Annotated in this window: 11 protein-coding genes; 4 read left to right on the plus strand and 7 right to left on the minus strand. The window is 53.5% G+C overall.

The annotated features are described in order from the left end of the window. Nucleotides 1-34: 34 nt before the first annotated feature. Together WH45_RS02075 and WH45_RS02080 are read right to left on the minus strand one after the other, a co-directional pair. Nucleotides 35-685, minus strand: a complete 651-nt coding sequence (locus tag WH45_RS02075) for a DNA-3-methyladenine glycosylase family protein (RefSeq protein WP_235338220.1) — start codon at nt 683-685, stop codon at nt 35-37. 626 nt (nt 686-1,311) lie between these two features. Then, nucleotides 1,312-2,178 (minus strand): YitT family protein, encoded by an 867-nt coding sequence (locus WH45_RS02080; protein WP_046212928.1) that lies wholly within the window; start codon nt 2,176-2,178, stop codon nt 1,312-1,314. Between the two features lie 450 nt (nt 2,179-2,628). On the opposite strand from WH45_RS02080, the gene WH45_RS02085 reads away from it, so the two are divergent. Both WH45_RS02085 and WH45_RS02090 read left to right on the plus strand, forming a co-directional pair. Beyond that, nucleotides 2,629-3,531, plus strand: coding sequence for a diacylglycerol/lipid kinase family protein (locus WH45_RS02085; protein ID WP_324292912.1), 903 nt, complete (start codon nt 2,629-2,631; stop codon nt 3,529-3,531). Nucleotides 3,532-3,748: 217 nt separating this feature from the next. Continuing rightward, nucleotides 3,749-4,702 (plus strand): nucleoside hydrolase, encoded by a 954-nt coding sequence (locus WH45_RS02090; RefSeq protein WP_046212718.1) that lies wholly within the window; start codon nt 3,749-3,751, stop codon nt 4,700-4,702. Nucleotides 4,703-5,008: 306 nt separating this feature from the next. Here WH45_RS02090 and cobA read toward each other — a convergent pair whose 3' ends face one another. The 3 genes from cobA to nirB are packed head-to-tail and all read right to left on the minus strand — an operon-like array spanning nt 5,009 to nt 8,660. After that, nucleotides 5,009-5,800 carry a uroporphyrinogen-III C-methyltransferase gene (gene cobA / locus WH45_RS02095; protein WP_046212719.1) on the minus strand — a complete coding sequence of 264 codons (792 nt, stop codon included), beginning with the start codon at nt 5,798-5,800 and terminating at the stop codon, nt 5,009-5,011. 43 nt (nt 5,801-5,843) lie between these two features. After that, complete coding sequence (gene nirD / locus WH45_RS02100; protein WP_046212720.1) at nt 5,844-6,173, minus strand: nitrite reductase small subunit NirD; 330 nt, start codon at nt 6,171-6,173, stop codon at nt 5,844-5,846. A gap of 18 nt (nt 6,174-6,191) precedes the next feature. Continuing rightward, complete coding sequence (gene nirB, locus WH45_RS02105; RefSeq protein WP_046212721.1) at nt 6,192-8,660, minus strand: nitrite reductase large subunit NirB; 2,469 nt, start codon at nt 8,658-8,660, stop codon at nt 6,192-6,194. Nucleotides 8,661-9,085: 425 nt separating this feature from the next. Between nirB and WH45_RS02110 the strand changes: the two genes are divergently transcribed. After that, complete coding sequence (locus WH45_RS02110) at nt 9,086-9,685, plus strand: ANTAR domain-containing response regulator (RefSeq protein ID WP_046212722.1); 600 nt, start codon at nt 9,086-9,088, stop codon at nt 9,683-9,685. A gap of 20 nt (nt 9,686-9,705) precedes the next feature. Continuing rightward, a complete protein-coding gene (locus WH45_RS02115) occupies nt 9,706-10,770 on the plus strand; it encodes an anthranilate phosphoribosyltransferase (protein ID WP_046212723.1) in 1,065 nt (354 codons plus the stop codon). Between the two features lie 137 nt (nt 10,771-10,907). Here the strand turns inward: WH45_RS02115 and WH45_RS02120 are convergent, their stop codons facing one another. Together WH45_RS02120 and WH45_RS02125 are read right to left on the minus strand one after the other, a co-directional pair. Next, a complete protein-coding gene (locus tag WH45_RS02120) occupies nt 10,908-12,248 on the minus strand; it encodes a hemolysin family protein (protein ID WP_046212724.1) in 1,341 nt (446 codons plus the stop codon). Between the two features lie 92 nt (nt 12,249-12,340). Further along, on the minus strand, nt 12,341-12,712 hold the full coding sequence (locus WH45_RS02125) for a hypothetical protein (protein WP_152663463.1): 372 nt from the start codon (nt 12,710-12,712) through the stop codon (nt 12,341-12,343). Between the last annotated feature and the right edge of the window lie 71 nt (nt 12,713-12,783).

Raw genomic sequence — 12,783 nt, forward strand, 5'->3', positions numbered from 1 at the left:
TGCAAGCGTAGGGATATGTGGATCATTACAATTTTCAGCTATCGGCAGAAGTATCCCCGGATAAGCCGGCACTGTACTCGTCGAAGCTTTTCCCCGAATCCACCCAGCCGATATTGATCGCTTCCCACAGATAGAGGGAGGCAGCAGTCGGATAGGCGGCCCAGTTCAGCTCATGCTGCTGGGTATAGCCGGCATCGTCGCGTTCCTCCATATTATGCAGCCAGCGGGCCGCGCGCTGCAGTCCGGCATCGCCATGAGAGAGGATACCGGTGCGCCCGAGGCTGAAGATCAGGAACATCTCGGCTGTCCAGCGCCCGATGCCTTTTACCGCGACGAGCGTCTTCATCACTTCTTCGTCAGGCAGCTCATCCAGCTGGTCCAGCGGCAGTTCCCCGCTCATGACCCTGTCGCACAGATCGCGGATATAGCGGATTTTGAACATCGAGACCCCGACCGAACGCAGCTGCTCATCCGATAAGGCAGCCATCGTACACGCGCTCATCTCCGGCCCGCACAATTCGGTAACCCGCCCCCAGATCGTCGCCGCCGCCTTGACCGACAGCTGCTGGGAAATAATCGAGGAGACCAACGACACAAATGGATCAGCCCGCAGCGGAATCTCCAGCGGCCCAATCAACTCAATCAACCGCCCAAGCCTCGGATCAGCCTCCCTAAGCTCACGCATATTAGCCCCCTCCAACTGAAGCACCATCCTAGCCACCCTGGCTCGATCCGATGACTGCCTATCAGAACTGCTCATAAATAACCCCTCCCCCAGCTGCCATGACAGCGATATAGATGTATTGTACCAGCTAACCACTAGAAGAGAACCCATCCTTCAAATCGCAAATGTATATCTTCGGAGAATGACATTTAAAAAATCCGATCCATCGACCAACCAAACTGCCTAGCAGAAACCAACCCAATTTACCCACTAACGACGAAGAAATACAGCTGCTCCACCAATACTGAGGTATTATGAAGCTAAAGCTAAACGCGAAGTAAATCAACAAGCAGCCAATGACATCATTCCACGTAACGCAAGAAAGGAAATAAGAGCAAAGGACGACCTTTAAGCCTGGAGATCCCCATTTCCAATATCCAATTCAGGGATCTCCAGGCTTAACCGGAGGACGTGCTCTTATTCCTTTCTGGAGTGAATGCTGCAATCCCCGCCACTGCACTAAACTTAAACGTTGAATAAATGCCGCACACCCCCTTAGCACGCTACTCTGAAGTCCTCAAAAGAAAAAGCCACCATGATCACTCATCAGGTGGCTTCCTCCATCAAATAATATTCAAATCGCTGTCTTAGTGAATACTCTTCTTCTCAAAATTCCCGCCGATCACTTCACTCACATGCTCGACCGCGAGGAATGCGGTCTCATCAATATCATGCACAATATTGCGCAGCTTGGCGAGTTCCAGACGGCTGACCACGCAGTAGATTACCTGTGTGTCTTCCTTGGAATAACCGCCCTTGGCATACATGAAGGTTGTGTTGCGTCCAAGACGGTCCATGATCGCCTGGGAGATTTCTTCGTATTCCTGGGAGATGATGGTGACGGATTTGGATTCTTCCAGACCCTCAACCACAATGTCCATTACCTTGGCGGCGATGTAATAGGTGAAAATGGAGAACATCGCGGAATCCCAGCCGAAGACGAATCCGGCAGCCGCAAAGATAAATACGTTGATAAGCATAACGATCTGTCCAACCGGCATATGGAATTTCTTGGACAACAGGATAGCGACGATCTCGGTTCCGTCGAGCGAGCCGCCGAACCGGATAACAAGCCCGATCCCGAAGCCGAGAATCACCCCGCCGAACATGCTGGCGAGCATCTTGTCATCGGTGAGTGCAGGCACATCGTGCAGGTAGACAGTCATTAATGACATGACGGCGATACCGTATAAGGTGGAAAAGGCAAACGTCTTACCGATCTGCTTATAGCCGATAATCAGAAACGGTACGTTAATGATAAAAATGAATATCCCGAGCTGAATCGAAGACAGCTCTGATAAAATAATCGAAATACCGGTGATTCCGCCATCAATTACACTGTTCGGAATCAGGAAAATCTCCAGCGCGACCGCCATCATCACGGCACCTGTGGTGATAAAGATGAACTTGGCGAGCAATTGGGCAAAGGTAAGCTTACGGTGTCTTCTTGGCATACGCAATCCTCTCTCTCCAGTAATGTAGGCAGGATTGTTGATTAATTCCATACGCGCTGCAATAGCATTCCTGTCGATCACCATCCGGATCGCAGACCGGATTATAGACAGTTATAAAGTAAATACAATTCAGGTGTTTGAAATCCCCTGTATTATACGTAAATATACTGTAACCGGATAGCGCCTGTATCGAACTATTCAACAATATTTACTTATCTCAAATTAAAAATGATAATATACCTATATAAATTATATCATAAAAAAAGCTGCAAGCCCAATAAAAAGCAGAATTTAATCAATTAATTGCAAAAAGGGCAGATTTCACGACCAATTCCTATTATATCTCAACCAATCGATGAAAATATACCGGAATGTCCTGAAATCGCTTGCTTATGTTTGAAATATATTCCGTAGCAGCTGATTATTCCCTATTATCGACAGGAGGAATTCATGATGTATAGCAAAGGCTTATTGATCTATAACGGCAATGCGGGTTCGGTAGACAGCGCACAGGTTGGAGCGGTGCTTGGTATTCTGTCTGCGGAGCTGCCTGAACTGAATGTACGGCGTACGAGCGAGCCGGGAGAAGCCCAGCAGATTTGCCGCGAGCTGGGAGAGCAGTACGATGTACTGTATATTCTGGGTGGAGATGGAACGGTGCATGAATGTGTGAACGGGCTGGCCGTACTGGAGTCACCTCCGGTCATTGGAGTACTGCCCGGCGGCACATGCAATGACTTTTCCCGTACATTGTGGATGCCCCAGCAGCTGCCAAGAGCGGCAGAGGTGCTCAATGAACGGCGCACCCGCACGATGGATATCGGCACTGCCAATGGGCACTATTTTACCAACTTCTATGGAATCGGACTGATCTCGGAGACGTCCCAGAATATCAATTCGGATATCAAAGGGGCCTTCGGCAAGCTGGGATATTTTCTCAGTACCCTGCAGACGGTGCGGACCGCAGAGCCGTTCCGATTTGAGTTGAGTCATGACGGAGGAGAGATTGCCGGTGAAGCGGTGATGATCTATGCTGCCAATGGCCGCTATCTCGGGACTAATCCGCTGCCATTTCACGATGAGTCGCTGGAGGACGGACTGCTGGATGTGCTGATTATCCGGGAAGCGGGACTGCCGCTGCTGCGAGAGCTGCTCAGTCGCAAGACGCCGGGCCAGTGGAGTCCGGAGAGCAGTACGATCGAATATATCCAGACGAGCCGCCTGAATATCCGGACAGAGCAGCCGATGCCGGCGGATACGGATGGGGAAATCTATCTGGAGACGCCAGCAGAGCTGGGCGTGCTGCCAGGCAAGCTGACTTTTCTGGTTGGCGAACAGCCGGTCTCGGGCTGATTGACAGGTGACTGAGACGACAGATCAGGGAACTAACTCTAGCGATTTGGTATGCTATCCCCCATAATAGGAGAGAGCAAGGTAGAGTCGAAGCGAGGATGCACAGCAGGAATAGCCGCAGAGTTTCAAGAGCGCTTCCATAGAGGGAAGCGCTCTTGGCCTGGGATAAGGCAGAATCGTTTCGCCGATCAGCATGAAATTGGGGGAATGGAATAATATGTCACAGATTCAATCCGTATATTTTAACCATGATGCCGGTGTCGATGATCTGGTATCGCTGTTTATGCTGCTGCAGATGGATAATGTTCGCCTGACCGGCGTATCGGTTATTCCGGCCGACGGCTATCTGGAGCCGGGAGCGGATGCGAGCCGCAAAATTATCGATCGTTTTGGTACCTATGCACCGGAGACGGCTAAATCCAATTCACGTGGCAAAAATCCGTTCCCGCCGGCATGGCGGATGCATACCTTTTATGTGGATGCACTGCCGATTCTGAATGAATCCGGTACGATGGAAGCACCGCTGTCCGAACTGCCGGCTCACCGCCATATGATTCGTCAGCTGCTGGCGACCGAAGGCAAGACGACGCTGCTGTTCACCGGACCGCTCACCGATCTGGCGCGCGCGCTGGATGAAGCGCCGGAGATCGAAGACAAGATCAACAAGCTGGTCTGGATGGGCGGCGGATTCGAGCGCGGCAATGTGGATGAGCCCGAGCATGACGGTACGGCAGAATGGAATGTATTCTGGGACCCGGAAGCCGCTCACCGTGTATGGCAAAGCGGTATCGAGATTGATCTGGTCGCCCTGGAGAGCACGATCAAAGTGCCGCTGGATCTGAAGATTCGCAAGCGCTGGGCATCCGAGCGCCGGTATGAAGGTGTCGATTTCCTCGGCAACTGTTATGCCTGCTGCCCGCCGCTCGTCCATATGGAGAACAATTCCACCTACTATTTCTGGGATGTGCTGACGACACTGTCGATCGGCAAGCCGGAGCTGGTGAGTAAGAAAACGATCAACTGCATCGTCATTCCGGAGGGTCCTTCCCAGGGCAGAACGGTGGAACAAGCAGACGGACGCCCGGTGAATCTGGTATATGATACCGATCCGCAGGCGTTCTCCGACTATATGATCGCACTGGCTCAAAAGGCGGCACCGGCACGTTACTGAAGTCCCTGGCAGGCGGAATCTGACGGTATCGAATTGCAGATATATGAAAGACAAGCATGCTGTCATATACATCCCCATATACAATCCAATCCCAAAAAAGCTGTTCCTCACGTATCCATCTGGGTACGCAGGGAACAGCTTTTTTGCATAATGGCAAATGGTTGTTGGTGTTTAATTTGAGCCCGGTTCGTGGTCCTGCAGGCAAGTCAGCATTCCGAAGACGAAGAAAAAGTCGCTCCACCAAGCGGTTTACAGCCTTTCCGGTATGCCAGCTTCAACACCGGTGTAAAATGATTATATTGGACTTCACCCGATCATGGTCTGTGCTTGCTGCCGGATCTGCATCAACTGTTCCCGGACGCGCACGACCTCACCGACGATAATCAGCGCCGGATTGCCTAGCCGGGCGGCCTGTGCAATCGCATGGATATCTTCCAGCGTACCGGTCAGCACCCGCTGGACAGCAGTCGTACCATTCTCGATAATGGCGACCGGCGTGTCGGCAGGCCGTCCATAGCGTACCAGTTCGGTACAGATCTGCTGCAGTTGGCTGACGCCCATGTAAATGGCCAGCGTATCCACACTGCCGGCGAGCAGATCCCAGCGCACTCCATCTCCGGCGGATTCGCTGCCAGCTTCCGATTGTGCACGGCTGGCGGTCACACAGGCAAAGGAAGTCGCTATCCCGCGATGCGTCAGCGGAATATCCGCACCTGCCGCCGCGCCGATCGCTGCCGTCACACCGGGCACGATTTCATAGTCCATGCCATGCTCCTGCAGGAACAGCGCTTCTTCGCCGCCGCGGCCAAAGACGAGCGGATCGCCACCTTTGAGCCGCACCACATGCAGTCCGGCCGAAGCATGCTGCAGCAGTGTACGATGAATAGCCTGCTGACTCATATGATGCAGACCCGGGGACTTGCCACAGTAGATTCGCCGTACTTCCGGACGCGCGTACTGCAGCAGTTCCTCGCTGACGAGCCGGTCATACAGAATCACATCGGCCTGCTCGATCCGCCGCAGCGCCTTAACCGTGATCAGCTCCGGATCGCCCGGTCCTGCGCCGATGATGCTTACCATTCCCTGTCCTCTGTTCATCGCATGGCCTCCTTATAAAGATTAAATACGTACCTGCTGTATCCTACCTGGCTGCCAGTGAAGGGAGCGTGATATAGATGGACCCACTGTGCTCGTCAATCTCGGTCGCAAAGGTATTCACACAGCCTTCATCCGGTTCCTGGACTCTGCCGCTGCGAAGTTCGATTTTCCAGTCATGCAGCGGGCAGTGAACCGTGGTGCCGCAGACCATGCCTTCCGACAGCTTGCCGCCCTTATGGGGACAACGGTTCTCGACAGCGTGAATGCTGCCGTCGCTAAGTCGGAACAAGGCGACTTCCGTCTCTCCCAGGGTGAAGGTGCGTGATCCTTTGACATCGATATCGGAAATGTGGGCGATTTGCATTCTGTTCATCGCTGATCCCTCCTTAGATTAGTGGCGTGCCGGTGACGATCCGCTCAGTGCTGCTGCTCCGCTCAGGTCTTCAAAGTTTTTGCGCAGGCTGTCGTCTTCGATAATCTTCTTCCATGGATCGGTTGTGTAGCTCAGTGTCTCTTCGATCCGGCTGACCAGCGCCTGACGGGTATCTGTATCGGCCAGCTTTTCCTTGATGGAATCGAGACCGACACGTTCTATCCAGGCGGCGGTACGCTCATTCCAGCGGGCACTTTCCCGGTAATACTGGAGAAAGGCAGATGTCCACTCCATGACTTCATCCTCCGTCTTCACCGTACAGAGCAGCTCACCGGCACGGATCTTCACACCGCCATTGCCGCCCACGTACAGCTCCCAGGCGCCGTCCAGGGCAACGATGCCCACATCCTTGATACCAGATTCGGCGCAGTTGCGCGGACAGCCGGAGACCGCCAGCTTGACCTTGGCAGGAGTATCCATGCGTTCAAATGCTTTTTCCAGCCTGATCCCCATACCCATCGCATCCTTGGTACCAAACCGGCAAAAGGTGTCGCCGACACAGGTTTTAACGGTACGCAGTGTTTTGCCGTAGGCATGACCGGATGGCATGTCCAGCTCTTCCCAGATCTTCGGCAGGTCTTCCTTTTGAATGCCAAGCAAATCGAGACGCTGTCCGCCGGTGAATTTGACGAGCGGCACATTGTATTTCTCTGCGACAGCGGCGATTTTCATCAGATCGGCAGGTGAAGTGACGCCGCCATAGATGCGGGGCACGACCGAGTAGGTGCCGTCTTTCTGGATATTGGCGTGATAGCGTTCGTTGGTGAACCGGGATTCTTTTTCATCCTCGTATTCGCCGGGCCACAGCATGCCCAGATAGTAGTTGAGGGCCGGGCGGCATTTGGAGCAGCCTTCCGGTTCGGCCCAGTCCAGCACATGCATCACTTCACGTACGGTTTTGAGTCCCATGCGCTGGATCTCGGACACCACTTCGTCCCGGTCAAGTGAGGTACAGCCGCAGATGCCTTCCTTGACCGCTGCCCCGGCATTGTCGCCGGCGTACAGCTGCAGCAGTCCTTCGACGAGCGGTGCACAGCCGCCGCAGGAAGCGGATGCTTTGGTGCAGGCTTTGAGTGACTTCATCGTATTGCAGTCTTTGTTCTGAACCGCATCGCCGATAGCAGCCTTGCTGACTCCGTTGCAGCCGCAGACAATCTCGTCATCCGGCATACTTTCCAGCCGCTGGAGCGGAGAGACGGCAGCAGCTCCGACGGCTGGCTGGCCGGTGAGCAGTTCCTTTTCCCGGCCCTTGACCGATTCACCACTCTTGATCAGGGAGAAGAGGGAGGCGCCATCCGATGTGTCTCCGAACAGTACGGCGCCGATCAGCCGTCCGTCCCGCATAACGAGTTTTTTGTAAATGCCATCGATATCGTCCTGTATCCGCAGCGACCGGGTATCCGGTGTATCCTGGAACTCACCGGCAGAGAATACATCCACGCCGGATACTTTGAGCTTGGTGGAGGTGACAGAGCCTTCATACGGCAGCGTCTCTACACCGGCAAGCCGCTTGGCGAGTACGGTTCCCTGTTCATACAGCGGTGCCACGAGTCCATAGCCGATGCCGCGGTGTTCCGCGCATTCGCCGACCGCCGAGATGCCCGGTACGTTGGTGCGCATATAATCGTCGACGAGAATGCCGCGCCCGATCTTCAATCCGGCGGATTGGGCCAGCTGGATATTTGGACGAATGCCGACTGCCATGACGACCAGATCGGCTTCCAGCGAGGTACCGTCGGTAAAGCGCAATCCCTGTACCCGGCGCTTGCCGGTCAGTTCGACGGTGCGCTTGCTCAGCAGAAATTTCATACCCTGTGCTTCCAGCTCCTGCTGCAGCATCAGTCCTGCCGGACGATCGAGCTGGCGATCCATCAGATGCTCATTGATATGGATGACCGTGACGTCCATACCCAGATTGAGCAGCCCGCGCGCCGCTTCCAGTCCGAGCAGCCCGCCGCCAATGACAGCGGCTTTTTGATGCGTTCGGGCCGTCTCCATCATCGTCTCGCAGTCCCGGATATCGCGGAAGCCGATGACCCCGTCTTTGTCCGAGCCGGGCAGCGGCGGGATAAAGGCGCTGGAACCGGTCGCCAGAATCAGTTCATCGTATTCGGCGGTAATGCCTTTGGATGAGATGACCCGGCGGGCAGTTGGATCAATCTGCACGACCGGATCGCCGGTATGCAGGGTGATGGCATTGTCGGTATACCAGTCCAGCTGGTTGATGATGATATCATTCATATCTGCTCCACCGGCAAGCACCGACGACAGCAGTATCCGGTTATAGTTGGGATGCGGTTCTGCACCGAAAATGGTAATCTCATAAGCTTGCGGAGCCAGCTTGAGCAGATGCTCTAGCATGCGTACACCGGCCATTCCGTTGCCGGCCAGTACCAGCTTTTTGATCGGTTGGTTGTTCTCTCTCATCCGAATCTCTCCCTCCAGGTATCCATTCATCTCTTGTATATGACGGAGCGGCTGTTTGCTGACAGAACAGACAATAGATGATGAAAATAGAAAAAGCCTGTCCGGTTACACGGCAGGCAGGGCGCAGCAATAGCGCAGCTTGCAGTATAACGGAACAGGCTTCATTGCCGTTCTATCAGATACATCATTGTATCCTCTCGTTACTTATGCGCTAACTATAAGACATGTATAACTATGTGTCAATATAAATAACATAAAAATTTTATTTGAAATTATAAGTTAATTATGTTTACATGAAAAATATCAAAAACTGTATTTCATTTCATTTTTACCAGTGATTTATCCATATAAAAGCTTATTCACAGATAATATGTGAACTTTTCTGCTGCACCAGATGGACCAGGATAGGAGGGAGTATCTGTATAATGCGTTCCTTACTCGTTATTCGAATGGAAAATATCATGGATGATCCGAATCGGGCAGCAGCGGGCCTATTCCCCGAGATGATGCTGGAAGAGAACGGTTATCAGGTACAGGTCGCCGATGGAAACAGCTCTGCCCGCGTGCTCCGGCTGCTCGGGGAAGCGGATGCGGCCGTACTGGACCTGCCGATTGAGGAGATCCCCGAATGGGAGAAGCTGCTATCGCAGTCCCGGCCGATTCCACTGCTGTGGTGGTGCAGTCAGCAGACCGCCTCTTCCTCTGCGGAAGCCTGTGAGACCGAGATTGCGATAGACGGCATACTTACGCCTTCGATGTGTGACCGTGAGCTGCACTGGGCCCTGCATTTTGCAGCCAGACAGTGCATGGAGCGGCAGCAGTGGGCCAGTGAGCGCAGCCAGCTGCAGTCCCGGCTGGAAGAGCGCAAATGGATCGATATGGCCAAGGGCATCCTGGCCGACATGAAAAATATTTCCGAAGCGGAAGCCTATGATCTGCTGCGCAAAAAGGCCATGAATGAACGTAAACGTATGGTGGATGTGGCGACCGCCATCGTCAAAGCGCATCAGCTGCTGCAATCGTAGAGCCAGAGGAGGAATCTGACATGAATATGACCGAGATACTCAAGGAAGTCGGACGCGGCAAGCGCGGTTCCCGTGATCTGAGTTACGAAGAATCGCTGCATGTCGCCAGTATGATAATGCACAGACAGGCATCCGATGTACAGATCGGCGCCTTTTTTATGGCGGAACGCATGAAAATGGAAAATGTGGACGAGATGCAGGCGTTTGTGGATGTATGCCGGCAGCTGTCCTGGCGGACACCTTTTCGCGGAGGGGGAGTGGACTGCGCCGGGCCGTATGACGGACGGGTCAAATCGTTTATCGCCGGGTTTGCCACTTCCTTTGTGCTGGCCGCTGCAGGTGTGCCGGTGACGCTGCATGGCAGTGAACCGCTGCCGCCCAAATGGGGAGTGACGCTGCCGGTGCTGCTGCGGGAGATGGGTGTGGATACCCATCATCTGACCCGCGATCAGGCGCTGCATGCGGCGACCGAGACGGGGCTGCTGTTCGTGGCGGCTGAGCAGTGGTGTCCGCCGCTTGGCGAACTGCGCCAGCTGCGTGAAGAGATCGGTGTGCGAACCGTGCTGAATACGGCCGAGAAGCTGATGAACTACAGTCAGGCGCCGTATCTGGTCTATGGCGTATTTCATAATACCTTTTTTGAGCGGATGTCCAAGCTGCTGCTGCGGCTGGACTATGAACGGGCCTTTATCGTGCAGGGGCCGGAAGGCTCGGAGGATCTGTTCATCGACCGTCCGACCCGTACCTACCGGGTGGAGAATGGGGAAGCCCGGCTGGAGATTATTGATCCGGAAGCGTACTTTCTCGATATGTCCGTACCGGAGATGAACTGGACAGCGGCGACGCAGATCGCTGTGACCGAGCAGGTATTCGCTGGCACCGCCGACCGGGCCTTTACCCACCAGGTGCTGCTCAACAGCGCCTACCGCCTCTACCTGGCCGGCAGATCCGGTTCGGTCGAACAGGGCGTATACGATGCCAAAGCACTGCTGGAGAGCGGCCAGGCCCGTCAGCTGTACTTGCAGTGGGGCAGCCTGATGCGCGGTGAGCAGCCCAATATGCTGCCGACCGGCAGTGTATACTGAAAGACAGTAGAATATACACAAAAAAGCAGCCGCTTCACCGGAATCCGGGAAGCGGCTGCTGTGCATGCTATTTTGGTAGAGCCGATGTATCCATGATTCAGCGAACAAAGCCTGTCACTGAATCGGTACACGGTCTGTTATTCATTGTTTTCATCGTTTTCGTCATTGGAAGTTACCGGCTTGCGGGTAATCTCCAGCTTGCGGTAGCGGCGTACACCGCGGCGCAGCACACGGATGCTCAGGTTCTCGAATTCGTACACGGCACCGGCCGGAAGGTCGGGACGCTGGCCGTATAACCAGCCGCCAATCGTATCGAGCTCTTCATCATCCAGTTCGATATTGAGAATATCGTTCACGCGGTTAATAAATACTTTACCATCCACGATCAGATGATCTTCATTGATCCGCTGAATCTCATCCTCTTCATCCGCATCGAATTCGTCACGAATCTCACCGACAATTTCTTCCAGAATATCCTCGATTGTGATCATACCCGAAGTACCGCCGTATTCATCGACCAGAACCGCAATATGCGTGCCTTCCAGCTGCATCCGTTTCAGCAGATCCTTGACCGGAATCGTCTCGGATACGGACATGACCGGATGGATCAGGGAAGCAACATTCAGATTCGCCTGCTCTTCAGCCGCGAGGAAGAACTGCTTGGTATTGATCATACCGACAATATTATCTTTGCTGCCTTCGGCAACCGGGAAACGGGTGTACTGCTCCCTGCGGATAATCTCGCGGTTCTCGGCAGGAGTCTTATCGGTGAACAGACAGACCATATCGGTACGCGGCACCATCAGTTCCTTGGCGATCATCTCGTCAAAGGCAAAGATACGGCTCACATAGCCAAATTCACTCTGGTTGATCTTGCCGCTCTCGTAACTCTCGTTCAGAATGATCTGAAGTTCCTCTTCCGAGTGGGCTTCTTCATTCTCGCTGGCAGGCTTCAGACCAATCAGACGGCACAGGCCGTTCGCCGATCCGTTCAGCAGCCAGATGAACGGGTACATGATGCGGTTGAAAATAATAATCGGACGTGCCGTGTAAAGGGTCACCAGCTCCGCTTTGCGCAGGGCTACGGTTTTTGGTGTCAATTCACCGACCACCACGTGGAAATACGTTACCAAAATCAAGGCGATTGCATAGGACAAAATATGCGACAGCGCTGCAGGTACATTCATATCATGGAATACCGGTTCCAGTACCGCTTCAACGGTAGGCTCCCCGAGCATACCAAGTCCGAGTGCCGTAATGGTAATCCCCAGCTGGCACGTGGACAGGTAGGCATCCAGATTGGAAATGACCTGTCTGGCCGAGCGTGCTTTTTTGTTCCCTTCGGCGATGAGCTGGTCGATCCGGCTCGGACGCACCTTTACAATTGCAAATTCCACGACAACAAAAAACGCCGTACAAATAATCAAAATAACGAACAAGGTCAGATTAAGACCTATATTTATACCACCGTCTGACAAAAAAATTCTCTCCCTTCGCGCGTTTGCGCATCGATACAATTTGGATTATGATATGCCGCCGTATGGCAGCTCTGTGACGACGATGAACCTCGCTAAGAACAAGGTACGGACACATTATCCATATAATTGGACCGATACTTGAGCGCGGCCAAAAGCAGGCGCTTAAGCAAGAGGGGTATAGAGGAAAGCAGATGAGCGCGGTCTATCGCCACAATCCGTGTCTGGCCTGCAAAAAAGGCCGTCAATGACATCAGCGCCGGCAGATTCGGCATATTATTGCCGTCATCTGTGTTACAGGTATGGCGTGCTGAGCCGAATGACATATTACACGGATTGATTCCGTTCGTAACGGCAAAGTCATAGTCTGTTTCGTCTGCCGATTGAAACGGCAGGCAGAACAGCAGCATGACCAGGCTAAAGAGCAGTGCACTCATCTGCCGCCTTCGAGAAGGTAAATTATCCAAGTAGCATCTCCCATTTGTCGGGACGGCAGAGCCGTCCGTTATCGTAATCCCTGTGCCAGGCAGGCACAAAA

Source organism: Paenibacillus wulumuqiensis (assembly GCF_000971965.1).
Lineage (GTDB): Bacteria > Bacillota > Bacilli > Paenibacillales > Paenibacillaceae > Saccharibacillus > Saccharibacillus wulumuqiensis.